Source organism: Candidatus Thiodiazotropha sp. AKIB8 (assembly GCF_058244675.1).
Map to the genome: position 1 here is coordinate 41,639 of NZ_JBSYOO010000053.1, position 24,046 is coordinate 65,684.

Genomic DNA, 24,046 nt, shown 5'->3' on the forward strand with positions numbered 1-24,046 from the left:
GTTCTGAGGCGCTGTTGCTATGGAACTTGCAGCAATCAGCTCATTCACCCTATCTGCTCTGGCTGAGTGCGACCATGGGTAACACCCTGGGTGGAGTGAGCAGTTGGCTGATCGGGTGGTGGCTGGCAAAACGCTTTCCACTACAAGCGCTGAAACATGACCGCCAGAAGAGAGCAGCTGAACGAATCAGCCGCTTTGGCAGCCCTGCGCTGTTACTCTCATGGTTGCCTGTAGTGGGTGATCCACTCTGCCTGGCTGCTGGCTGGATTGGCATCAGGTTGAGTCTGGCAGTTCTGTTTATCGGAATCGGTAAAGGGTTGCGCTATGCAATGCTGATCTGGGTATCAGACATTATCATTTAGTCGTAGCCTGGATGGAGCACAGCGGAATCCGGGAATAATCAGCCCCTTTACCCTGGATTCACCCTAAAAATAGTTAACTCGTAGCCTGGATGAAGCGCAGCGGAATCCGGGGATAGTCAGCCCCTTCACCCTGAATTCACCCTAAAAATAGTTAACTCGTAGCGTCCTATTTACGCCAGAACGCAGGGGTCAGCAATACCAGCAGAGTGAATATCTCCAACCGCCCGAGTAGCATCCCAAAACAGAGAATCCATTTTGCGGGATCATTTAGGCTTGCGTAGTGAGCACCCACATCGCCAAGCCCGGGGCCAAGATTATTGATACTTGCCCCTACTGCTGAAAAAGAGGTCATAAGATCCAGGCCTGTTGAGGCGAGCGCCAGATACATCACACCGAAACTGGCAACATAGAGTGCAAAGAATCCCCACACCGCATCCACCACACGCCAGGGTATGGTCTTACTGCCTACCCGTATCGGGATCTCTGCATTGGGGTGAATCAGACGATTGATCTCTCGAAGCCCCTGCTTGACCAACAGCAGAAACCGAATCACCTTGATTCCGCCTCCGGTTGACCCGGCACAGCCGCCGATAAAACTTGAGAAGAGCAACAGTATCGATATAAATCCGGGCCAGAGTGAGTAGTCGGCTGTCGTGAATCCCGTTGTGGTGCCGATTGACACTGCCTGAAACAGTCCGCGGGTAATCGATTCACCCCAGGTGCTATAAACCCCCATCATATAGAGCGCGATGGATACCAGCACAATCACAATAAACAGTGTAGTGATATAACCGCGAAACTCAGGATCTTCAAAATAGGTTCTAAGGGAGCGTCTACGGAAAGCGAGAAAGTGGAGTGCGAAATTAACCCCGGACAGCAACATAAAAACCACAGCAATCATCTCGATCAGAGTACTGTCGTAGAAACCAATACTTTCGTCATGGGTGGAGAATCCACCAATCGCCACCGTTGAAAAGGCATGCCCCATGGCATCGAAGGGCTCCATCCCTGCCAGCCAGTAGGCCAGCATACAACTCAGGGTCAGACCGAGATAGATAAACCAGAGCGCCTTTGCTGTCTCGGTAATCCTCGGGGTCAGCTTGTTGTCCTTCACCGGACCGGGGGTTTCTGCCCGATAGAGCTGCATACCACCAATGCCCAGCATGGGAAGCACGGCAACCGCCAGTACGATAATACCCATACCGCCCAACCATTGAAGCTGTTGGCGATAGTAGAGAATCGAAAGTGGCAGTTCATCGATACCGACAATCACTGTCGCTCCGGTGGTGGTCAACCCAGAGACCGACTCAAACACTGCATCAGTAATACTCATGTTTGAGTTTTCAGCAAATAAAAATGGCAGCGATCCGGTCAGCCCCAGCACTACCCAGAACATCACCACCACAAGAAATCCGTCACGAACCCTGAGTTCCTGGTGTTGGTTACGCACCGGAGCCCAGAAGGCCACTCCGAGACCCAAAGTAAGAATGAATGCATCGGTAAAACCCAACAACGCACCATCATCGGTCCAGACCGATATCCCCAAGGGGGGCAGCATGGTGAGACTGAAGACCATCAGCAGCACACCCAATATTCGCTGAACCACTAGCAGATGCATCGTTACTTCAGCCTGCCATGCCTGGGGTTGATAAACAGAGACTCACAAGAAGGTCACTCCTACCTGGAACAACTTTTCAACCTCAATGACTTTTCTCTTATCCACCAGAAACAGGATTACATGATCATCACTCTCTATCATGGTGTCGTGATGGGCGATCAATACCGTTTCACCACGAACCACTGCACCTATCGTCGTTCCTTTTGGTAACTTGATCTCCTCTATGGCACGTCCAACCACCTTGGATGAATTTCGATCTCCATGCGCCACCGCTTCGATCGCCTCAGCAGCACCACGTCTTAATGAGTGCACTTGGGCTACATCACCACGACGCACATGGGTCAGCAGGGTGCCGATAGTGGCTTGTTGGGGTGAAATGGCGATATCGACTGCACCGCTCTGCACCAAGTCGACATAGGCTGGGCGATTGATCAGTGCCATAACCCGGCCAGCACCGAGTCGCTTAGCCAGCATGGCTGAGAGAATATTCGCTTCATCATCATTGGTCACGGCACAGAATACATCCGTGTTTTCGATATTCTCTTCCAACAGCAGATCTTCATCTGCGGCATTACCATGGAGTACGATCGCCATATCGAGACGCTCAGCAATCTCCTTCGCCCGTGCCTGATTTGTCTCAATCAACTTAACCCGATATTTGTGCTCCAACGATGAGGCAAGACGACGACCAATGTTTCCACCACCCGCCAGGATCAGTCGTTTGTAGGGCTTTTCAAGCTTGCGCAGTTCGCTCATCACTGAGCGGATGTTCTCTGTCGCGGCGATAAAGAACACCTCATCCTCAGCCTGGATCTCAGTATCCCCTTGGGGCTGAATCACCTCTCCCTCACGATAGATGGCCGCCACTCTGGCATCGATATTCGGCATATGTTCGTAGAGAGTGCTCAGTTCGTTCCCCACCAGGGGACCACCATGGTAGGCCTTGACGGCGACAAGACGAACCCTGCCGCCGGCAAAGTCGAGTACCTGCAGTGCTCCAGGGTATTCGATCAGTTTAAGAATGTAGTCAGTAACCAACTGCTCCGGACTGATCAATACATCAACAGGGATCGCTGGCGATTTGAACAGCTTCGGATAGTCGAGATAGCCCTGTGCCCGGACTCTGGCGATTTTGGTGGGGGTGTGGAAGAGACTGTAAGCCACCTGACAGGCAACCATATTGGTCTCATCACTGTTGGTCACAGCAAGAATCATATCAGCATCCTCCGCCCCAGCTCGGCGCAACACGTCGGGATGACCGGCATGCCCTCTGACTGTGCCCAGGTCGAGGCGATTCTGCAGTTCATTCAGGAGATGCAGATTTTGATCCACCACGGTAATGTCATTGGCTTCACTCACCAATGCATTGGCTACTGAACGACCAACCTGGCCGGCACCGAGAATAATTATTTTCATTGTTTCATCGGGTGTTCTTAATTATCAGAAAAAGTCGTTGCTCAACATCGCTGCGCAGAGAAATCACTCCAGTCCGGCAGCATGACAGCATCGAGCTGGTCTATCAATTCCATATTCTTGAAATATAGCATTCATAAAAGCGACACCTATATGACACTGTTTCGCAATACCTAATACCTAGAATGCTCGCGGCTTATAAGTATTACGCCTTAATTGGGGAGCATATTCTATGTTGAAAAAGAAATCATTTCGTCTGTTAGCCTTGCCTGCCGGTATCACGGCAGCCATTCTGTGTTCATCTCTGTTGCTCACTGGATGCAACGGCGATGATGGTGATGACGGTGTTGATGGTGTGAATGGAACAGATGGTGTCGATGGCACTGACGGCGCGGATGGTACAACGAGTAGTAATACTCCCATAGGGCTGAAGCGTCTTGCTGCTGCTCCGCTTGATGCTGAATTCACTGGCCTCTATCTCAATAGCGACAACACGCTGTTCTTGAATGTTCAACATCCAAGCAGCAGTAACACTACCACCGACGCTGCTGGCAAAGTTTTTGATAAGGGAACAGTAGGCGTCATCGTCGGTCAGGACTTTTCTAACCTGCCAGAAAACTTCGGTGCACTTGACCTGCCAGTAACAACCGCAGAAAAAGAGGTTGTGACGACAGCTGTTGGCACATACCAGGTTCTTGCCCAACAGGGGGATGCTCTGGATGATGGCCTGACCATGGGCGACATCATGACCGCCGACGGCGCCACCCAGATCAAGAACTCCAATGATCCGGACTTCAACGGCGTCATCTCTGATGGTGACACAGGTTTCTATGTCTACACCAACTGGGAAGACCGTCCAGGCAGTATGAGCCGTATCCATGTCAGTGGCCTGACCGATTCAGGCTACGCTAACATCACCCAGGAAGGCATGATTGACTTCTCAGGTGTTGGTGGAACCTGGGTGAACTGTTTCGGTACCGTCAGCCCATGGAATACCCCCCTCTCATCTGAAGAACTCTACTTCGATGATACTGCTGATTGGTTCGATTCTACTGCTGAGTATTTCAGCAATCCCCAAGCACTTGCAGACTATTTCGCTTATCCAACAGACGGCAGTGGTGACTGGCCGAACCCTTACCGCTATGGCTACATTGTTGAAATCGGCAATGCTACTGATGCGGCTGTAGCCAATGTCACAGTCAACAAACTGGAAACCATGGGGCGCTTCTCTCATGAGAACTCTGTCGTCATGCCTGACCAGAAGACCGTCTTCCTCAGTGATGATGGTACCGGCGTTGTATTCTTCAAGTTTGTTGCCGATGTGGCAGGTGACATGAGCGCAGGCACTCTGTATGCCGCAAGTATCACTCAGGCCGCAGGAGTGAATGATCCTGCTGAAGCAGCACTGGGTATTGAGTGGGTTGAACTGGCGAGCATGGGCGAAGCAGAAATCGAAGCGGCAATCGACTCTTTCGATGGCACCTTTGCTGATGCCAACTACATCACTGATGAGCAGGTCTGTGATTGGGCCGAGTCCAAAACTGGCGCTGACCTGAGCTGTGATGAAGACGCCACTGTCGACGCAAACCCCTTCAGCGATGATCGCGTCGCCTATCTGGAGAGCCGTAAAGCTGCGGTTGCCCTGGGTGCTACCGGTGAGTTTCGCAAAATGGAAGGCGTCAACATCAACTATGGTCTCGCATCATCCTGGTGGAATGCTGGCGCAGCTGACGGCGACCAGGCCTACATGTATATGGCCATGTCCAGCTTCGACAAAACCATGAGCGATGATGAAGGCGATATTCAACTGAATGGAGACAACGGCAAGTGTGGTGTTGTCTACCGCATGAAGTTGATGCGCAATGCTCAGGGTGAGGTTGATGTTAAGACCATGGTACCTGCCATCGTTGGTGGGCCATACAACGCTGACCGCTCTGTCAACCAGTGTAATATCAACAGCATCTCCAACCCCGACAATCTGCTGATACTGGACGACGGCCGAGTGATCATCGGCGAAGATACCGGCAGCCATGAGAACAACATGGTCTGGGTATTTGATGATCCAGCAATCTAAGGACCAGATTGATTAATCATGGAAATGGGGTGGCTCGCGCCACCCCTTTTGCATTTAGGAGATCAAAAATGAAGTATATTTTTTCGATTATCCCTTTGGTAACAGTTGCACTGCTCACTGCATGCGGCGGCTCAGGAGAGAGCTCTGACACTCAGAGTGATACACAAAACCAGTCACTAACCTTTCCGTCCAGCTATGAGAGATCAACCGCAGGCACACTACGCCCACAAGAGACAGGTGTGATTTATAACCCGGAGGCGATCGTACCTCCCCAGTGCTATACCAGGCATGAGGCAACCCACAACCCCTGCATGACCTGCCACCAATCCTATACCTTCGGCAGTCGACCCAACGTCATGGATGATGGCGCGTTACAGGCTGAATACTCATTCTCAGAGGTCGGGGTCACCAACCATTGGCAAAACCTGTTTGAGGATCGTTCAGAGGCCGTCTCCCAGATCACTGACCAGGAGGTTATCGACTATATCTATACCGATAACTATTCAACCCTGATTGAGCAGTTACAGAGTGAGAACTGGGAGGGTCCGGTTCCTGCCGTTCAAAATCTGCACTTGGGTGCCGACGCTTTTGACGAGCTTGGTTTTGCGCTTGATGGCAGCCACTGGGTAGCTTTTAACTACAAACCACTGCCCAGTACATTCTGGCCGACCAATGGTTCGACCGATGATGTGATGCTGCGACTACCGGCAGCGTTTCGAGAGCAGAGCTGTAGTGGCAGCGGATACTCCAGAGATACCTATATCGCCAATCTGGCCATTGTCGAAGCGGCAATACAGGATCTGCAGCAGATAAGCCTGCCTGCGGTGGATGAAAACAGCTTCTGCGCCGACCTGAATGGGGATGGCCAACTGGGTGTGATCGAAGAGATTCAACGTCCCGAATTCTATGTGGGAAATGCCTCTGATATCAGTGTCACCCCAATGCTCTATCCAGAGAATGTAGAGTTTCTGCACACAGTGCGCTATGTGGGCCTGAACGAAGATCTATCGATCACCATTCCGGCGCGTATGAAAGAGGTGCGTTATATGCGCAAACATACTTTCCTTACGCCACAAGCCCTGCTCTCCCAATATGGCAATGAGAAGCAGGAGAAACTCGACGGCAACCTGCCAAACTATGTCTCCCGTGGTGATAGTGGTCTGGATAACGGTTTCGGTTGGTTGGTATTAGGCTTTATTGAAGCCGCCGATGGCCATCTGCGCAAACAGAGTGAAGAGGAGACTCTGTTCTGCATGGGTTGCCACACCAGCATCGGCAGCACCATCGATCAGACATTTGCCTTTCCCAGAAAGGTCACTGGCGCTGCTGGTTGGGGATACGTCAACCTGCAAGGCATGGCAGATGCGCCGAATGTGGGCGGAACGGAAGGGGAGATTCTCAACTACCTGAAGCTTGCCGGTGGGGGTAATGAATTCAGGGAGAATGGTGAAATTATCGAAAAATGGTTCAACGAGGATGGCAGTGTCAATGAGCAAAAGGTCACGGCTGCCGATGTCTATGAACTGATCACCCCAAGCCCGGAACGTGCATTAACCTTGAACAAGGCCTATATGGTGATTGTGCGGGATCAGGATTTCATACATGGTCGTGATGCAAATGTCACACCAGCAGTGAATGTTTACAGTGAAGTAGATCCCCAGACCGCTCCAGTGCTGCCGGAAGAGTACCAGTACCATTGGGAGATGCGACTGGCCTGGTAACAGCAAGCCACATAAGCCACAAGGTGCGGCCCTGCCGCATCTTGTGTGGTGCGTCATACTAATTGACGATTCTAGAATCCATACTTCAGGCCATACCTTTCACAAACAAGCACGCCTATCCCTGGCTCAGTAGCAGGGATTTGAGAGTTACCAAATTACCACACGCGCAACATAGTTAATTAAGTGCCATTTCTGCTACATAGTCGAGCTTGGTTAGTCAGCTAAAGATGTTGTGATAACCAGCCGATAAACTAAATACCAGTCAGATAATTAACCAATAATTTGTTTTTACTTGGGATGATTGTCCGGTCTTGTACCTGACAATTTAAATTTAGCCACATCGGATATTGTGGCGGTGCACAGGAGTATCTATCTCTATGCCCCACGATATCTCGCAGCAGAGAGAGAAAAACGACATTCGCGTACTGTTGGTGGATGATGACCCCGACAATGCAGAAGAGACTGCTCAGCTGCTGCAACGAATGGATGTTCAACAGGAGATCGAGCACAATACTGTCGAGCTATTGTCCGATGCCCTTAGCGAAATCAGTCAATTCCATTATGACCTGATTTTACTCGATACAGGGCTTGCTGATATGCCCACACCATCTGCCATACGTGCCTTGCGGGATGCCTTCTCCTACGCTCCGATCATTGCAACCATGAAGTACGAGGATCCAGAACTGGCCGCGATGTGGGTTGGAGAGGGTGCAGATGAGTGCCTGTTCATTGGCGATATTGACGAGTCCTCCCTGAAACGGGTGGTAGAGTACGCAATCAAGCGATACCTCACCTACAGTAAACTGCATCAACAGAGCCGTACCCACCATGTACTAAACACCCTGCTCAGCCATTCTCTCAAAGAGGTGCCTTTTGATCAGCTGCTGAATGAATGCCTCGAGGTTATTCTCTCGGCACCTCTCACCGACATGATGCACCAGGGTGCGATTCTGGTGGCGGCCAAAAACGGTCATCAGCTGCAGATGATGGCGCATTCCAATCTCGATCCAAAAATCGTTGAATTGTGTAAACGAGTCGAGTTCGGTCAATGCCTTTGTGGCCGTGCCATCGAGACTGGTGAGATACAGTTTTCAGACTGTGTCGAGGGGTGTCGGGAAAACAGGGTGGAAGGATTACCACCACATGGTCACTACAATGTGCCGATCATATCCAAAGGCAAAGCACTTGGTGTTCTGGCACTCTACCTCAGGGCCGGACATCAAAAGAGTGAAGATGAAATTATATTCCTGCATGGTGTTGCCGACACATTGGCCGGTATCATCGAACGGGCAAATACCAATGAACAGCTGGCACTAGTTCACCAGCAAAACAGTCGATTGCTCTCCTCTTTAACGACCATTCTTATCCGCGTGGATAACAAGGGCCGCATCAGCCACTGGAACAGCAAAGCATCAGAAACATTCCAGCTGACTTCGGATCAGGTACAGGGACAACCAATTGCTGACTGCCCGATCGATTGGGATTGGCAGGAAATCTCGAACAAAATCACCGACAGCCTGACCGATACGCTTAAATCAAATCAAATCGAAGCACGACTCAGACAACCAAGTGGTTCGCATCGCCTACTCTCTCTCTATGCCACACAATTCAACGACAAGAATGGCCAAACTGGCAACTATCTTATAATCGCTGAGGATGTCACCGAAAAGCGGCAACTAGAGTCGGAGATGCAGCAGGCACAGAAATTACAATCGATAGGTCAACTGGCTGCCGGCATCGCTCACGAGATCAATACCCCAATCCAGTATGTCGGTGATAATGTCCGCTTCCTGTTCGATGCATTTGAGGAGATCTCTGAGATCGTTAATGATCAACAAAAAATCATTGAGCAGGCAAGAAGTAATAGCGTTGCACTGGAGCAGCTTGAGCAACTGGATGAAAAAATCGATGACGTGGATCTGAAGTATCTTCAGGAGGAGATACCCAAGTCGATAAAACAGACCCTCGATGGTGTGGATCGAGTTGCCACTATTGTCAGGGCGATGAAAGAGTTCTCCCATCCCGGCACTGAAGGGAAGAGCCTGACCGACATCAACAGGGCGATTGAGAGTACTGTAACCGTCGCCAGAAATGTCTGGAAATATCATGCAGAAGTCTCTCTTGAGCTCGACCCTGAACTACCCCAGATTCGTTGTATTCCTGGACCAATCAATGAGGTGTTGCTGAATATCATCATCAATGCCGCTCATGCTATTGCCGACAAAGTTGGCGAGAGTGGTAAGTTGGGCAGTATCACCATTACCACTCAAACCACAGACCTCTGGGCTGTGATACGGATCAGGGATAGCGGCTCGGGTATTGCGGAAGATGCAAGGAATCATGTTTTTGATCCATTCTTTACCACCAAAGAGGTTGGCAAAGGAACCGGGCAGGGTCTGTCATTAAGTCATAAGATCATCGTTGACCAGCACGATGGTGAGCTGAACTTTGAGACTGAAATAGGGATCGGCACCACCTTTATCATCAAACTACCTTTCGGTGGAGAACAGAGTTGACCAATCCAGCTGAAAAAAAACATATTCTTTTTGTCGACGACGAACCGAACATTCTTTCCGGACTTAAACGCAGTCTGCGCACACAACGTAAAGTGTGGGAGATGACGTTTGCCAGCAATGGTCAGGATGCCCTTACCCAAGCAGATGAAGCGCATTTCGATGCAGTAGTAACAGACATGCGTATGCCAGGTATGGATGGCGCGCAACTATTGGATCGTATTGCAGAACGTCATCCTCACGCTGTACGCATCGTACTCTCCGGTCAATCTGACCAGGAGACGGTGATGAAGAGTGTTGGCCCAGCCCACCAGTACCTGAGCAAGCCCTGTGAAATTGACACGCTGAAAGGCGCCTTGATTCGCGCTTTTTCTCTACGCGATATATTGGCGGGGAGTAAGCTTAAATCATTGGTCTCCGGTATGCGCTCTCTGCCTAGCCTGCCAACAATCTATAACGAATTGATCACACTTATCCAAGACAGCAATACTACTGTAACTGAGGTGGGCAGGTTGATAGCCAAAGACCCGGCGATGACCGTTAAAATACTTCAACTGGTCAACTCGGCCTTTTTCGGATTGGGTCGCAAAATCTCCAATCCAGTGGATGCAGCTTCGCTACTCGGCATGGAAATTCTAACTCCCCTGGTCTTGTCTATTGGTATATTCCAGCAGTTTGAAAAGGATACGCTGACTATAGATGAGTTCACACTCGACTCCCTCTGGTCTCACAGCATGCAGGTTGGAACGGTTGCCAAACTGATCGCAAAAGAGGAGAAGATGTCGTCAACCTCCATCGAAGAGTGCCTGCTTGCAGGCATGCTGCATGACATCGGCAAATTGATTCTGGCGCTCAACCTACCTGACGCTTACAACAAATTTGAAGCGGAGCTGGCAGCTGACCAGGAGAGCAGAATAGCTAAGGAAATTGATATTTTCGGCGCCACTCACGGTGCAGTGGGCGCCTATCTATTGGGACTATGGGGATTACCGGAACCAGTGGTTGAGGCAGTAGCACTTCACAACCAGCCCGCAATACAGGCGGAGAAGGTATTCAGTGCCCTCAGCGTGGTGCATGTTGCCAATGCACTGGTTCATGAACATGGTGGAGAGATCCGCTCAACCACACTACTGAATCACGACTACCTGCAGTCAGTTGGTATTTCGTCCAGGCTCGAAACCTGGCAGTCGCTGCTCAGCACTTTTGAGGAATAGTACCTGCGGATATCAGATGCAATATAAAGATACCTGATTTACCCACGGCATTCTGCGCCGGCAGCGGAGACCGCATTTACCACCTTAGCGGCGCCTTTCTGCAACACCAGGTAGATCCGCAACAATATTTCACCTCAATTCTGGAGCAACTTATCACTGAAAACCCAGAATCAAAGATCGTCAATAAATACAGAGTCCCCGAAATCACTCAACACATGGCGAACCGTGATACACAACTGATCTATAAAAACGGAGAACAAGTTGTTACTTACGGATTAGATCTCATAGATAATGAGACCAATCAAAAAAGCTCAGCTGTCTTTGTGATCAGCTCTCTCCCCAATAACGGCGCACCTGTAACCAATGTGGACATCATTGGTTTTACTGCCTCCATGTCCGGTTCTTCCGACTTTAATAGTGTACGTAGTGAGATGATCCGCTTTGCCCGCTCCTATCAATTCGATCGTGGCTGGGTGCAGTCAGCCAATGCACAGCATCTTCAGTTTCTAAATAACCAGACAGCCAAAAACAATGCCTTTATGGCCAATCAGCAACGCTTACATCAGTCGAATATGGATGCGCTTGACCGCAGCCACAATAGCTATATGGAGAGAAGTGCGGCATCTGATAGAGCCCATAGCAACTATATGAATAACAGTGCAGCATCTGATCGCTCCCATAGCTCATACATCGACTCTATTCACGAAAGAGAGCAAATGGTTGATATGAATACGGGCACCCGTTACGAAACTGAAGGCTTACTGTTTTAGAAACAGGAAGCGTCAATCAAAAACCAGTATTAATCACACTCACCCGCGCTCTATAGCTCTTTCAACATAGGCCGACATGTATGGGTTGCACAATTGGATCACATTGAGCATCATGCCCTATCGATAAAATAAGGAGCGGTTATGATCGTTACAAATATTGAGATTCTTCCTGACAAGCGGATTGTGGAACATCTTGGGCTGGTTCAGGGTAGCTCAGTCCGCGCCAAGCATGTGGGACGGGACATCATGGCTGGTCTGAAAAATATATTCGGTGGTGAACTGAAAGGCTATACGGAGCTACTTCAGGAGTCCCGCACTGAAGCTATGGAGAGAATGATTGAGCAGGCGGAAGCGGTGGGAGCCAACGCCATTCTTAACGTGCGTTTTTCTACCTCCAGCGTGGCTGCCGGTGCCGCAGAGTTGTTTGCCTATGGAACAGCCGTAATCCTGGAGTAGCAACATGATCGATCTGATAATCCTGGTCACCCTATTGGCAGTTGGCTATGGTTTCGGCACCTACGCAGAAAAGAGACATTACAAGTCGATTATCACCAGGGAAAACGAACTACGCGGCATTCCAGTGATCACCTCCAGGTTTCCCCCAGTCAATAAATCCCTTACCGATGCCGCACTTGTCAGCGGCAGTGTTGTAATATCAGTCGACTATTTCAAACGTTTTCTTTCCGCCCTGAGAAATCTTGTAGGTGGACGGGTCACCTCCTATGAGAGTCTGGTGGACCGAGCCAGACGCGAGGCGATATTACGCATGAAAACCGAAGCAAAGGGTATCAATGCAAACATTATTTTCAATGTAAAATTAGAAACTTCCAGTATTCACAAAGGCAGAAAAAACGGTATCGGATCTGTTGAAGTTCTCGCTTATGGTACCGCGCTAACCAAGCGCAACTAAGGTTCGGATGGTGACCCCAGACTCCACAATTGACCACCAGCATCTTACGTAAGGTAGGTAGTATGCTGCGTCAATTATTGAATTTCACCCTCGTCCATTGGGTAACCCACAAATACTTCTCCAACAGCGGATTTCAGGATGAAATACAGTAACCCAAAAATTCCGGAAGGGATCAACACCAGCAAGCAGCATCCTATAAAAGAGTTCATACTACTCACCGGCGGCGTTATCGGCTTGATTGCAATTGCAGTCCTGGTGTTGGGCCTGTTCGCAGACCGCCTGGCTCATCATATTCCATTTGAGATGGAGCAAAAGATTGCTTCAAGCGATCTCATAGAAGATTCCGAACCAGGCCCCATGCAGGACTATCTTGCAAGCCTTGCAGAGAAGATCATCACTGCACAAGATCTTTCTTCCGAAATGTCGATTACCGTGCACTACCTGGATGAGGAAACGGTGAACGCTTTTGCTACCCTGGGCGGCCATATCTTCATCTATCGAGGATTGATTGAAAAGCTACCTAATGAAAATTCTCTGGTTATGGTTTTGGCTCATGAGATAGCCCATATCAAACACCGTCATCCCATCCGCAGCCTGGGTCGCGGCATAACCATCGGGTTGGCCCTGTCCATGGTGAACAACTCATTAGGGGATATGATGGTTGACCAGATTGTCGGTAACACCGGCATGCTAACTGCACTGACCTTCAGCCGGGAGCAGGAGCGCAAATCTGATGAGACTGCACTTGAGACCTTAATCTCTATCTATGGCAACGTATCTGGCGCTGATCAGCTTTTCGAAGTCCTGCAGGCATCAGAAGGCTCATTGGGCATGCCGGAATTCTTCAGCACCCACCCACTCTCTGAAAATCGCATCCAGAATATTCGTGATTTCAGTAAGCAGTTGTCTGCCAATGCAGACTATGTTGAAACAGCCCCTCTACCGGATGAGTTCGAACAGTGGTTGAGCCTGAACTCAGCGGATGAAGCAGAACAGAAAGAAGACGGGTAGAGGCAATTGTTGAGCAGGGCATGATGCGGCAGGGCCGGCAGCCTACGTTTGAGTCTATTCCAGACGGTAGCGGATATACACAGAATAGTGTGCCGATAGACTGTTTAGCAGCACTCCTCTTCAAGCATCAGCAGCAGATTCATGGCCTCTTCATCCTGACTGCTCTCAAACAGTTCTCGCACCTGATTGATATTGGAGTGGATAAGAAACAGCTCATCAGGCTTGGGACCTGAGCCGCCAGCCCGCTTTTTCATGAAATAGTCCCAGAAAGCGTTACTGTATCCCGGCATTTCAATTATTCGTTCGATGCAACTCATGACTGCTTTGGCATTGCCGTCGCAATCTATGCCTTCAAAACTGATATAGCGGTCAGTGGCCTTACTATTATCTGCCTGGGACACTGGAAAACTCCTGCAAAACATCATAAAAAGGCCGCATCATAGCAACTTGATGATCAGTGGTCATAGAAATTTAGCGGCCTGTGAGCACTCCACAGCTTCGAACATGGATCACAGAATTGCTTATAGATGAAACTGACATCAAAATTTTTTGATCTCTATGGCAAAACCTCCCCTTGCAAACAAGTATGGTTATATACGTTAAACCCAGAATCGGTAGTTGCATGGGGTGAAGTCCGCAATTCGTTACTGCATTCAATCTCTACACATCTTTAAAGCAGTGATGACCATACTGATATAACAAGGAAAAGGGAGAGATTTATGGATAGCAAAGCGATGTCACTGTTGTCTTGGATGGTTTACGTTTTTGGTTTTTCACTTTTAACGCTCTCGCCGATTCAAGCCCTTGAGCATGATGATCAAGGTTGTCTCTCTGACGATGTGAATTTCGTTTCAGGCCATGGATGCTGGATACATCATGATATGGGCGAAAATAGTGGTCGACCGGTTCGAGTCTGGTACTACTACCCTGAAAATTACTCCACCGGTTCACATCAGGTCATATTTGCCATGCACGGTGCGAATCGCGACGCGACCAATGCCATAGCACGCTGGCAGCCCTTTGCAGATCAGTATGGTGCCTTGATCATTGCTCCGGAATTCAGTCGCCTCCACTATCCCAAGGCAGCTGACTATAACCGCGGTAAAGTGCTGAATTCAAACGGTGACCTACAGCCATTTTCTGATTGGACATATGCTTCCATTGAAGAGATCTTCGATCAGGTCATCAGGCTGATTCCCGGAGCGCCAAAACGCTACAGTATTCAAGGGCATTCCGCAGGTGGCCAGTTTGTACAGCGCATGGCCTTGCTAACTGACAATTTCAGAATTCAGACTGCGGTCACGGCTAATCCAGGATGGTATCTGTTACCCGATAGAAATGACCACTATCCCTGCGGAATTGCCAACTTCTCTAAACACGCAATAGATTTAGAAAATGCCTATGCCAGGAATCTGGTAATCACCCTGGGTACCGAAGACAATGATCCCAATGCCCCTTTGCTGAATCATGGCAGTTGTGCTGAGATGCAGGGTTCAAACCGTTATGACCGTGGCCGCTTCTTCTATGAGTATGCCCGTAAGGACGCACTCAACCGTGGTCTGACTTTCAACTGGAAATTGGTCGAGGTTGAGGGTGTCGGACACAGCGCCAATGGGATGGTTCAGGCAGGTGCAAACGAGATTCTGAGCGAACCTGAGAAACAACCATCATTGGTTTTGACTCCAACTCAGGATGCAACAGTAAAGGCGAACTATCCAAACTCAAACTATGGCTTACGTGACACCCTGCAGGTGGATGGACAATCGGAGAAAACCACCTATATACAATTTGATCTTCGAGGTGTAACCGAGGTAGGTGCAGCGATTCTGCGGGTTGATGTAACTGACCCATCGAGTGGCTTACAGCTGCTGCATGAAGCCAATGGAAATCAGTGGAGTGAAACCGGCCTGACGTTTAGTAATCAGCCCGGTGTTGCAGATTTAATAGCAACTGTTAACGGCTCCCATAGCGGAGATCTTTCTATCGATCTAAGCGACTTTATTCACGCCCGCATGGGAGAGATCGTCACCCTGGTCTTCAGCTCATCAAATGCGAATGGACTCTATTTCAAGTCTCGGGAGTCAACTTCACCACCGACGTTAGAACTCTATCATTGACATAAGGGCACAAGCAGTTAATAGAGGTGCCCATTATCAAAGGTAAGGGAGCGGTAAACCAAGAATAGAAACAGTGCATTAGCGCTTATCCTTAAACTCAATCTCCAGCGACTTGAGCTTACGATAGAGATGGGTACGCTCCATACCCACCTCTTTGGCCATGCGGGATATATTCCCCTCATGCTGCTTCAACTGATACTCCAGATAGACCTTTTCAAACTCCTCTCTGGCCTGCCGTAGCGGTTGATCCAGCGAGACCGGGGATTCAGGTCCGACAAGAGAGCCTGCTAAATCCGGCGTACCTAGAGAGGACTCAACCTCTTCCTGCGAGATCTCGCTACCTGCCCCCAGTATCAATAACCGCTGCACCAGATTTTTCAGCTCACGGACATTACCGTGCCAGGGGTGATTACGCAGGGTATTCTGGGCGCCGACATTGAAATGGCGGTAGGGTAATTTCTCATGGTTCACATACCAGTCCACGTAGAAATTGAGCAACTCCGGTACATCTTCTGCATGCTCCCGTAGAGGGGGGACATGCAGTGGTACAACATTCAGGTGATAGAAAAGATCTTCGCGGAAGGTATTGCCCTTCACCGCGTCCTCCAGATTGTGTTGGGTGGCAGCGATGATACGCACGTCGATACTTACCGGCTCAGTGCCACCGACACGCATGAAACGCCCGGTATCCAGAGCACCAACCAGTTGTGACTGGGCCTCGAGGTCCATATCCGCAACCTCGTCGAGAAACAGGGTACCCCCTGCCGCCTGCTCCAGACGACCATAGTGAATGCGCCCATCTTCCTCACTGCCAAACAGCTCCTGGGCAGCATTTCCCTGAACAATCGCGCTGACGTTCACCTCTACAAACGGGCGATCGCGACGTAGACTTTGGGCGTGCAGGTAGCGCGCCAGAGTCTCACGACCACTGCCCGGTTCACCGGTCACCAGAACCCAGGTATCGTGCTGGGCGATACGTTTTACCTGTTCTCTGAGACGCTGCATAACGGTACTTCTTCCTGTCGGCTCATGTACCGCATGAACATGCCGTCTCAGACCAACATTCTCCTGTTTGAGCTGTTCTGCCTCCAGTGCTCTTTCCACAGTCAACAGCAGTTTTGCCAGGGAGAGCGGTTTTTCCAGAAAGTCATATGCACCGTGACGGGTAGCCTCCACTGCTGTCTCTACCGTGCCATGTCCTGACATCATGATCACCGGACAGGGCAGGACCTCATCTTCACCCCACTCTTTCAACAGCGTTATACCGTCCACATCGGGCATCCAGATATCGAGCAGAATCAACTCCGGCCGACGCTCCCGCAGCGCCTGTCGAGCACTCTTGCCATCTTCCGCCATGGAAACTTCATAGGACTCATCCTGCAGAATCTCTTTGACAAGATTGCGAATGTCCGGCTCATCATCCACCACAAGGATGTAGGCCTTACTCATACTTGACTCTCCTCTTGTTCCAGCAACATCGGCAACTGCACAACCATACAGGCACCCTTATCGCAATTCTCCGCATAGATGATACCGCCATGTTCCTCGACAATCTTCTTTACGATAGCCAGACCCAATCCTGTACCCTTCTTCTTTGAAGTGACATAGGGCTCAAAAATTTGCGGCATCATCTCTTCAGGGAAACCCGGCCCATTGTCCTTCACCCGAAGTTCGTAATTCGGATGCTCATTCCGATTCACGACCTTCGATATCAAACTGACTTTTGCCTCTGCTTTGCCTTCCAGTGCTTCGAGGGCATTCTTTATCAGGTTATGCACCACTTGTCTGATCCTGAGTGGATCAGCTTCAACCCGGGCATGACCAGCCGTCATATCGACTTCGAAACTTACACCCCTAGTACCCCGATAGAGATCTGCGACCTCCTCGATCAAATGTTCCAATTTAACAGGTTTAGCAGCCATTTGGGGCGGTTTGGCATACTCAGAGAAGTCATTGACCATGCTTTTCATCGCTTCAACCTGCTGGACGATGGTATGGGTTGCCCGATCCATGACTTCAGCATCATCCGCCGGCATGCTTTTGAGGTACTTATGTCTCAATCGTTCTGCAGAGAGCTGAATTGGCGTCAGCGGGTTTTTGATCTCATGGGCCAGTCGCCTGGCCACCTCGCCCCAGGCCGCATCCCTTTGGGCACGAATCAGGGCAGTGGCATCATCGAACAACACAATGTGCCCGATACGTCCATTCGGTTGGGCAAACGGCGTGGTACGACAAATCAACACCTTTCGCCCTTCGCTGCCTAGCAGGGTCAACTCACCTCGCCACTCACTTTCGATCTGTCTTAAAGGGGTTTCGAGACCTTCGGCAAACTGTTTCAAAGTGGGTGAATTCTGCCCCAGGCTGGATAGAGATTCGCCCGCCACCTGCATCATTTCGACCCCCAGGATCTTGCCCGCCGCCGGGTTGGCAGTACGTAGTTTACGCTGGGCATCAAAGGTCAAAACACCAGAGGACAAACGAGCCAGCACAGTCTCAAGATATGCGCGCTGCCCCTCGACTTCCCGCTGACTTTGGCCAGCCTGATCCCGGGCCTGCCGAATACGTCGGGTCATTGCATTGAAGGAGGAGACCAGAAAAGCGAGTTCATCAGCCCGCCTGGGCACGGGTAACTGTCTGTCGTAGTCGCCACCGGCAACCGCCTTGGTGCCCGCCGCGATATTCGCGATAGGCGCAACCAGCCGCCTGGCGGAAAAAAAGGCCGCCCAAACCGCAGACAGCACAGCAAACATCAATACCAACGAGAGTGTCAGTGCGAAGTTACGTTTCAGTGATTGCCGCAAAAAAGAGAGCTCTTTGTAGCGGTTATAGGCTAACTCCAGCTTTTCAGAGAGGGCGCTGACCCGTTCTGAAGCGGGATAGAGACCCTGGATGATCAACGGCCTGCCAAGCGGATCTGCCACCGCCACCCGGATCATCAACTCATCCTTATCCCGAGCCAGGCCGACATAGCTGTTCCCCTCCCTCAAACGCTGCATGATGTAGTCATCAGGCTTTGCTGGAACCAGTTCGTCTGCCACCGCATTGGAGTACGCAATAATCTGTCCACCAGGGTCGCTCAAAGAGAGCTCCAGGGCACCGGACTGCTGTCGCAATCTGGCAATAGTCAGTGAGAGCGCCGACTCTGAAGTATCGGCTATGCTCAGCAACTGCTGCTCAGTATATTTCAACCATACCCGTTGATTGAGGGCAAGAGAGGCCTGCCCAAGCTCTCGTGCATCCTCCATGGCCTGATCGATCTGAACATCAAACCAGCTGTCGATGCCCCCTTGCAGAAAACTGAAAGAGTAGTAGTAGACAACGCCCACCGGAGTCAAGGCGATGAGGGTAAAAATCAACACCATCCGCAGTGTAAGACGTGAACCCGCACTGTGCCTGAGATACTGTCGTATCAAGCGGATCGAGTTGTAGGTGATCAGCACAAACAGGACAAACATGCCTGCCAGGTTGAAAATCAGCAGAGGAACAAAATAGCGACTCAACTCCGCTGAGTTCTGCACTGCACTGCTCATCAGATGCAGACTCACCAGCAACAGAAACAGCAACAGGCCGACAGAGAGTCCGCCCAGACGTAAACGACTCAGGGTTGAAGGGGCCATTGGGTCCATCCCGTTGTTAATTTCCAACCTCTACCCAGATAGGCCAGCGGTTGTAGAGGCAGTGGCAGGGAGTCAATATCCAGGTCGCCTCTTAAACGCAGCTGATAGGCTTCACCCGGTATCAGCTGAACCAATCTTACCAAGGGCAGATTATTGATCTCCCCCAATGCATAGAGCGCCGCCTCCTGGGTGACAAAGTTCTGTTCGTTATCGGTTTGCATATCCACCACCCGGTAGAGTTCCGTCAGGGCGTGATATCGAATTTGAAACCAGAGTGTTTGGGCAAAAGGGCTAGGCTCCCAAAAGCCCCGCCAAACCTTGTCCACCACCAGCCGAACTTTCAAGGTAAGGGGCACTCCGTTACTCAGGGCCTGGTGGGCCTCTTCACTCAACGAATAGTCGATGCGTGCATTCAGCAAATAACCATTGTCCTGCTTGACGATCTGCACATCCGTAACGGAAAAACTTGCAGCCTTTGCATCAGCAAAGCAGATCATCAGCAACACTACCCAGAGGGTGACCCTTTTCATGGCTGATGTTTTACCAAACATGCGTAGAAAAACCCATCCATGTCACTCTCTCCCGGTACGATCTGCCGCCCTACAGAACGAGCCTCTCCCCAACTCACATCCATCAGATGTTCACCGGCATCAGGCTGCTCACTGAAAAAGTGCTGCAATTGACGCTCATTCTCCTCGGCCAGTATTGAACAGGTAACATAGAGCATCTTGCCGCCAACAGCCAATAGAGGCCAGATTGCTTTTAGGATTTCACCCTGCAATTGGACTAGATTGTTAATATCAGAAGCTCGTCTCAATAATTTAATATCTGGATGACGACGCAGCACGCCAGTGGCTGAGCAGGGAACATCCAATAGAATACGATCGTAGTGCCTGTTGGCCCAAGCGCCCTGCGGCTTGGAAGCATCACCCACAGCCACCTCAGCCTGCAGATTAAGCCGGGCCAGATTTTCTTCAACACGCTGAAGACGCTCAGCACTGAGATCCACTGCTGTGAGCTTTAATCCCGGCTCCCGCTCAAGTAGATGACAGCTTTTTCCACCCGGTGCGGCACAGGCATCCAAAACCTGCTGTCCCACATTAAGGTCGAGCAGCTCCGCCGCCAATTGGGCAGCGCCATCCTGGACAGATACCCAGCCCTTTTGAAAACCGGGCAGCTGCTCAACATCCAGGGGTGATTCCAGCGTCAATCCTGCAGGGGCATGAGAAATTCTTACCGATTTTATCCCCTCTGACTGCAGTAGCTGTTGATAGGCTTGCCGAGAGTTGGCGGTAAGATTTACCCGCAAACTCATTGGTGGCCGGCTATTGAGCGCCTTGGCCCGATCCTGCCAACTCTCCGGCCACTGTTTTTCAAGCCCGGTGAGCAGCCACTTCGGCATGGCATACTTTACCTCCGCTTCACCATCGACCTGATTCAGCAAGCTCTCACGGCGACGCTGAAAATTGCGTAACACACCGTTGATAAGGCCGACTGCCCAAGGTTTTCCAAGTTGTTTTGCCGCGTCTGCCGTTTCATGCACCGCCGCGTGATCGGCAACTCTCAGATAGAGTAGTTGGTATAGCCCGATCAGAATCAGCGCGTGGACGTCGCGGTCTTTATTCTTTAAAGGGCGCTCAAGCAGGCACTTCACCAGGGCCTCCAGGCGTGGATAGTTACGCATCACACCATAGGCAATCTCTTGCACCAGCCCCCCATCTCTGGGGTCATCGAGCCGCGCAAGATGGTTCGGTATCAATTCGGAGAGTGATTGGCCAGCCAATACCCCCTGGATCACCTTGGCCGAGATCGACCTGGGACTCCACTTTGTCGGCCGCTTGCGACGGCCCATCAGCTCAACACCACACCATCCATCGTATGTGCATTGAGAAAATCTGCCGCTGACATCGCTCGCTTACCGGGCATCTGCAGTTGAGTGATACGCAGCACACCCTCTCCAGTGGCAACATCGAAATAGGTTTTACCTGTCTCAACGACCTCCCCTGGGGATCCTGCTGGCCCTTCTGCCAAACACTCGCTATTCCAGATTCTCATGACCTTATCGCCATAAAGAGACTGGGCCACCGGCCAGGGATTGAAGGCCCGAACCTGTCGGTCGATCTGTTCGGCCGTTTGGCGCCAATCGATTCTCGCCTCTTCTTTATCGAGCTTTTTGGCATAATTGGCCAGGCTATCGTCTTGCGGCTCCCCTTTCAGGCTCCCCTCCTGCAACCCGGGAAGGGCAGCCAGCAACGCATCTGCTCCCAGCTCTGCCAGCCTGTCATGCAGACTTCCCCCCGTCTCACCTTTCTGAATTGGGGTCTTTACGATACTCAACATCGGCCCGGTATCCAGTCCTGCCTCCATCTGCATGATGGTTACCCCGCTCTCCTTATCTCCCGCCAGTATCGAACGCTGTATGGGCGCTGCCCCACGCCACCTGGGCAGCAAAGAGGCGTGAATGTTGATGCAGCCTAATCTGGGTGCATCCAGTACAGCTTGAGGTAGCAGTAAACCATAGGCAACCACGACCATTAAATCCGCCTTGTGATCGGTCAACACCTGCTGCGCCTCAGCATCCTTCAGGGTTTTAGGCTGATAGATATCCAACCCGTTATCTAAAGCCAATTGTTTGACCGGGCTAAACTGCACTTTTCTGCCACGACCAGCCGGACGGTCCGGCTGGGTGTAAACAGCCACAATTCTATGCTCTGAAGTTAGTAGAGCCTCCATTGCCTTGGCTGCAAAATCGGGGGTGCCGGCAAAGATGATGTTCAACGGTTCTGCCATGGGGATGGTATCCAAAATAGTCCTTAGCGGTTGTTTTTTAACAAGTTTGGGATGCGGGTCTCAGACAGATCGCGCTTCACCTATAAAGATTGGGTCAGAGTCGGCTTCAGAGAGCCTCGCGAGCACCTGTTGAGCCAGGACCCTGCTGTCGGCCCTCTTTCTCCAGTTTCTTGCGTATACGCTGTCGTTTTAAGCTGGATAGATAGTCGACAAACAATTTACCATCCAGGTGATCCAGTTCATGCTGTACGCAGACCGCCAGCAAGCCTTCGGCCTCCTCCTCAAATGGGACGCCATCCCGATCCAAAGCCGAGAAACGGATACGATCAGCCCGACTTACCGACTCGTAAACCCCGGGAACAGAGAGACAGCCCTCTTCCATCTGCTCAACCCCATCCTTTTCAAGAATTTCTGGATTGATCAGGCAAAGCGGCTGATTCTTCTCCTCAGAGAGGTCAATCACAACCACTCGTTTTGCAACATTTACCTGGGTTGCAGCCAGACCAATACCCGGCGCCTGATACATTGTCTCAAGCATATCGTCAATCAGCCGACGTATAGAGTCGTCAACCTGCACCACAGGTTTGGCTTTGTTGCGTAGTCTGGGATCAGGAAAATGAAGTATGTCAAGAATCGCCATTGCTTTATCCAAAATCTATAGTACAAATGCAAGAAATTGCGCTAACATAATGATCATACTGGAAACTGGTGTACTGTCCCATACTGTTTCAACACTTGAATCGAGGACAATAAGGGTCACAGCAGGGGATGGCCCCAGCCCGTTCCTTCACCATATCAAAGCGTTTCCGTATCGTACCCAAGGGAATAGTCATGTCACATTTTAACAACAAAATCATCGGAGTCATTAGCGGCTTGCTGCTCTCCTTTGCATCAATCGCCGCTGATCACGTGGCGCTCAATCCATCGCATCCGGAACGATATACCGTTGTAAAGGGCGACACACTTTGGGATATCTCTTCGATGTTCCTGCGTGACCCCTGGCTCTGGCCTGAAGTCTGGTATGTCAATCCCCAGGTTGAAAACCCCCACCTGATCTACCCAGGTGACGAGTTAGTACTCACTTACCTGGATGGCAGACCTATCCTCAGAGTCGATCGTAAAGGTAAGCTCTCGCCTAAGATTCGCGCCACCCCGCTTGACCAGGCCATACCGACCATCCCTATTGATGCGATAGCGCCATTTCTGACCCGCCCCTATGTGGTCGACGAAAATGAGCTGGAGAAGGCCCCCTACATCGTTCACTTCCTTGATGACCACATTGTGGGCGGTGCAGGCGTCAGCTATTACGCCCGCTCCATCATGGAAGAGCAACCCAAACAATACGCCATCGTTAGACCTGAAAAGCCCTACAAAGATCCTGATAGCGGAGAGATCCTAGGCTATGAAGCGCTCTATATCGGCACCTCTGAACTCAAGCGTACCGGAGACCCGGCAAAGCTGCAGATCGCCTCATCGGAAATGGAGGCAATCATCGGCGACCGACTGATCAAGTCCAGAGATGAAGAGCCACTGATCGATTTCCAACCCCGCGAACCTGACTTTCCCATCGAGGGACGCATTATCTCAGTACTCAACGGCGTCTCCCAAATCGGACAGTACAATGTTGTAGTCCTGAACAAAGGCAACAATGTCGGCCTGGAACCAGGGCATGTCCTGCAGATCCTACAGGGTGGTAACGAGATTCGTGACATCATCAAAGGGCGCGGTGAAAAAATAACCCTCCCCCTGGAGAAGGCCGGTTACCTGATGGTCTTCCGCACTTTCCAGAAAGTCAGTTTTGCCCTGGTCATGAACGCCACAAAGCCACTTCATGTGCTTGACTGGGTTCGCCCTCCGGTAGATTGATGACACCACCTGCAGTCGGCACGCTGATTACGTGCCGCTGCACCATCGAC

The 24,046-nt window shown here is 50.8% G+C and carries 20 protein-coding genes; 11 read left to right on the forward strand and 9 right to left on the reverse strand.

All coding sequences use genetic code 11. The features are described 5' to 3' along the window. Positions 1–14: 14 nt before the first annotated feature. A complete protein-coding gene (locus tag AC4IFB_RS19825) occupies positions 15–362 on the forward strand; it encodes a YqaA family protein (RefSeq protein ID WP_490781092.1) in 348 nt (115 codons plus the stop codon). A 166-nt stretch (positions 363–528) separates the two neighbouring features. Here the strand turns inward: AC4IFB_RS19825 and AC4IFB_RS19830 are convergent, their stop codons facing one another. Both AC4IFB_RS19830 and trkA read right to left on the reverse strand, forming a co-directional pair. Continuing rightward, entirely contained in the window at positions 529–1,980 is a 1,452-nt protein-coding gene (locus AC4IFB_RS19830; RefSeq protein WP_490778967.1) for a TrkH family potassium uptake protein, read from the reverse strand. Between the two features lie 42 nt (positions 1,981–2,022). Then, the gene (trkA, locus tag AC4IFB_RS19835) at positions 2,023–3,396 is read right to left on the reverse strand and encodes a Trk system potassium transporter TrkA (RefSeq protein ID WP_490778966.1); all 1,374 of its coding nucleotides are present in this window, start codon (positions 3,394–3,396) and stop codon (positions 2,023–2,025) included. A gap of 229 nt (positions 3,397–3,625) precedes the next feature. Between trkA and AC4IFB_RS19840 the strand changes: the two genes are divergently transcribed. From AC4IFB_RS19840 to AC4IFB_RS19875, 8 genes are all read left to right on the forward strand, one after another. Continuing rightward, the gene (locus AC4IFB_RS19840) at positions 3,626–5,467 is read left to right on the forward strand and encodes an alkaline phosphatase PhoX (protein ID WP_490778965.1); all 1,842 of its coding nucleotides are present in this window, start codon (positions 3,626–3,628) and stop codon (positions 5,465–5,467) included. A gap of 68 nt (positions 5,468–5,535) precedes the next feature. Beyond that, positions 5,536–7,188, forward strand: coding sequence for a hypothetical protein (locus AC4IFB_RS19845; protein WP_490778964.1), 1,653 nt, complete (start codon positions 5,536–5,538; stop codon positions 7,186–7,188). Between the two features lie 377 nt (positions 7,189–7,565). Continuing rightward, a complete protein-coding gene (locus AC4IFB_RS19850) occupies positions 7,566–9,704 on the forward strand; it encodes a GAF domain-containing sensor histidine kinase (protein WP_490781093.1) in 2,139 nt (712 codons plus the stop codon). Further along, complete coding sequence (locus AC4IFB_RS19855) at positions 9,701–10,915, forward strand: HDOD domain-containing protein (protein ID WP_490781094.1); 1,215 nt, start codon at positions 9,701–9,703, stop codon at positions 10,913–10,915. Before AC4IFB_RS19850 ends, AC4IFB_RS19855 begins: the two co-directional genes overlap by 4 nt. Positions 10,916–11,130: 215 nt before the next feature. Next, positions 11,131–11,685 carry a hypothetical protein gene (locus AC4IFB_RS19860; RefSeq protein ID WP_490781095.1) on the forward strand — a complete coding sequence of 185 codons (555 nt, stop codon included), beginning with the start codon at positions 11,131–11,133 and terminating at the stop codon, positions 11,683–11,685. A 141-nt stretch (positions 11,686–11,826) separates the two neighbouring features. Next, positions 11,827–12,141, forward strand: coding sequence for a YbjQ family protein (locus AC4IFB_RS19865; protein ID WP_490778960.1), 315 nt, complete (start codon positions 11,827–11,829; stop codon positions 12,139–12,141). A 4-nt stretch (positions 12,142–12,145) separates the two neighbouring features. After that, a complete protein-coding gene (locus AC4IFB_RS19870; RefSeq protein WP_490781096.1) occupies positions 12,146–12,595 on the forward strand; it encodes a YbjQ family protein in 450 nt (149 codons plus the stop codon). Between the two features lie 138 nt (positions 12,596–12,733). Next, a complete protein-coding gene (locus tag AC4IFB_RS19875; RefSeq protein ID WP_490781097.1) occupies positions 12,734–13,606 on the forward strand; it encodes a M48 family metallopeptidase in 873 nt (290 codons plus the stop codon). Between the two features lie 104 nt (positions 13,607–13,710). Here the strand turns inward: AC4IFB_RS19875 and cowN are convergent, their stop codons facing one another. Continuing rightward, entirely contained in the window at positions 13,711–14,007 is a 297-nt protein-coding gene (gene cowN / locus AC4IFB_RS19880; RefSeq protein ID WP_490778957.1) for a N(2)-fixation sustaining protein CowN, read from the reverse strand. 318 nt (positions 14,008–14,325) lie between these two features. Between cowN and AC4IFB_RS19885 the strand changes: the two genes are divergently transcribed. Then, a complete protein-coding gene (locus AC4IFB_RS19885) occupies positions 14,326–15,723 on the forward strand; it encodes a CBM96 family carbohydrate-binding protein (protein WP_490781098.1) in 1,398 nt (465 codons plus the stop codon). A 78-nt stretch (positions 15,724–15,801) separates the two neighbouring features. On the opposite strand, the gene AC4IFB_RS19890 is transcribed toward AC4IFB_RS19885, so the two are convergent. The 6 genes from AC4IFB_RS19890 to def form a co-directional block, all read right to left on the reverse strand. Beyond that, on the reverse strand, positions 15,802–17,172 hold the full coding sequence (locus AC4IFB_RS19890) for a sigma-54-dependent transcriptional regulator (RefSeq protein WP_490781099.1): 1,371 nt from the start codon (positions 17,170–17,172) through the stop codon (positions 15,802–15,804). Continuing rightward, positions 17,169–19,340: a sensor histidine kinase gene (locus tag AC4IFB_RS19895; protein WP_490778954.1), complete on the reverse strand. Its 2,172-nt coding sequence runs from the start codon at positions 19,338–19,340 to the stop codon at positions 17,169–17,171. Before AC4IFB_RS19895 ends, AC4IFB_RS19890 begins: the two co-directional genes overlap by 4 nt. Next, positions 19,322–19,891, reverse strand: a complete 570-nt coding sequence (locus AC4IFB_RS19900) for a DUF4390 domain-containing protein (RefSeq protein ID WP_490778953.1) — start codon at positions 19,889–19,891, stop codon at positions 19,322–19,324. Before AC4IFB_RS19900 ends, AC4IFB_RS19895 begins: the two co-directional genes overlap by 19 nt. Further along, positions 19,867–21,192, reverse strand: coding sequence for a 16S rRNA (cytosine(967)-C(5))-methyltransferase RsmB (gene rsmB / locus AC4IFB_RS19905; protein WP_490781100.1), 1,326 nt, complete (start codon positions 21,190–21,192; stop codon positions 19,867–19,869). The genes AC4IFB_RS19900 and rsmB overlap by 25 nt, the downstream gene beginning before the upstream one ends. Further along, positions 21,192–22,130, reverse strand: coding sequence for a methionyl-tRNA formyltransferase (gene fmt / locus AC4IFB_RS19910; protein WP_490781101.1), 939 nt, complete (start codon positions 22,128–22,130; stop codon positions 21,192–21,194). Before fmt ends, rsmB begins: the two co-directional genes overlap by 1 nt. A 106-nt stretch (positions 22,131–22,236) precedes the next feature. Beyond that, positions 22,237–22,770 carry a peptide deformylase gene (def, locus tag AC4IFB_RS19915; RefSeq protein ID WP_490778950.1) on the reverse strand — a complete coding sequence of 178 codons (534 nt, stop codon included), beginning with the start codon at positions 22,768–22,770 and terminating at the stop codon, positions 22,237–22,239. Between the two features lie 191 nt (positions 22,771–22,961). Between def and AC4IFB_RS19920 the strand changes: the two genes are divergently transcribed. Beyond that, complete coding sequence (locus tag AC4IFB_RS19920; protein WP_490781102.1) at positions 22,962–23,996, forward strand: LysM peptidoglycan-binding domain-containing protein; 1,035 nt, start codon at positions 22,962–22,964, stop codon at positions 23,994–23,996. The last annotated feature ends 50 nt before the right edge of the window (positions 23,997–24,046 follow it).

Bases quoted from the DNA above. Each gene is read 5' to 3' on its own strand.
- AC4IFB_RS19890 (WP_490781099.1), bottom strand. From the start codon at position 17,172: ATGAGTAAGGCCTACATCCTTGTGGTGGATGATGAGCCGGACATTCGC.
- AC4IFB_RS19840 (WP_490778965.1), top strand. From the start codon at position 3,626: ATGTTGAAAAAGAAATCATTTCGTCTGTTAGCCTTGCCTGCCGGTATC.
- AC4IFB_RS19895 (WP_490778954.1), bottom strand. From the start codon at position 19,340: ATGGCCCCTTCAACCCTGAGTCGTTTACGTCTGGGCGGACTCTCTGTC.
- AC4IFB_RS19830 (WP_490778967.1), bottom strand. From the start codon at position 1,980: ATGCATCTGCTAGTGGTTCAGCGAATATTGGGTGTGCTGCTGATGGTC.
- AC4IFB_RS19870 (WP_490781096.1), top strand. From the start codon at position 12,146: ATGATCGATCTGATAATCCTGGTCACCCTATTGGCAGTTGGCTATGGT.
- AC4IFB_RS19850 (WP_490781093.1), top strand. From the start codon at position 7,566: ATGCCCCACGATATCTCGCAGCAGAGAGAGAAAAACGACATTCGCGTA.
- AC4IFB_RS19920 (WP_490781102.1), top strand. From the start codon at position 22,962: ATGTCACATTTTAACAACAAAATCATCGGAGTCATTAGCGGCTTGCTG.
- AC4IFB_RS19860 (WP_490781095.1), top strand. From the start codon at position 11,131: ATGGCGAACCGTGATACACAACTGATCTATAAAAACGGAGAACAAGTT.
- AC4IFB_RS19845 (WP_490778964.1), top strand. From the start codon at position 5,536: ATGAAGTATATTTTTTCGATTATCCCTTTGGTAACAGTTGCACTGCTC.
- rsmB (WP_490781100.1), bottom strand. From the start codon at position 21,192: ATGGGCCGTCGCAAGCGGCCGACAAAGTGGAGTCCCAGGTCGATCTCG.
- def (WP_490778950.1), bottom strand. From the start codon at position 22,770: ATGGCGATTCTTGACATACTTCATTTTCCTGATCCCAGACTACGCAAC.
- fmt (WP_490781101.1), bottom strand. From the start codon at position 22,130: ATGGCAGAACCGTTGAACATCATCTTTGCCGGCACCCCCGATTTTGCA.
- AC4IFB_RS19875 (WP_490781097.1), top strand. From the start codon at position 12,734: ATGAAATACAGTAACCCAAAAATTCCGGAAGGGATCAACACCAGCAAG.
- AC4IFB_RS19885 (WP_490781098.1), top strand. From the start codon at position 14,326: ATGGATAGCAAAGCGATGTCACTGTTGTCTTGGATGGTTTACGTTTTT.
- AC4IFB_RS19865 (WP_490778960.1), top strand. From the start codon at position 11,827: ATGATCGTTACAAATATTGAGATTCTTCCTGACAAGCGGATTGTGGAA.
- trkA (WP_490778966.1), bottom strand. From the start codon at position 3,396: ATGAAAATAATTATTCTCGGTGCCGGCCAGGTTGGTCGTTCAGTAGCC.
- AC4IFB_RS19900 (WP_490778953.1), bottom strand. From the start codon at position 19,891: ATGTTTGGTAAAACATCAGCCATGAAAAGGGTCACCCTCTGGGTAGTG.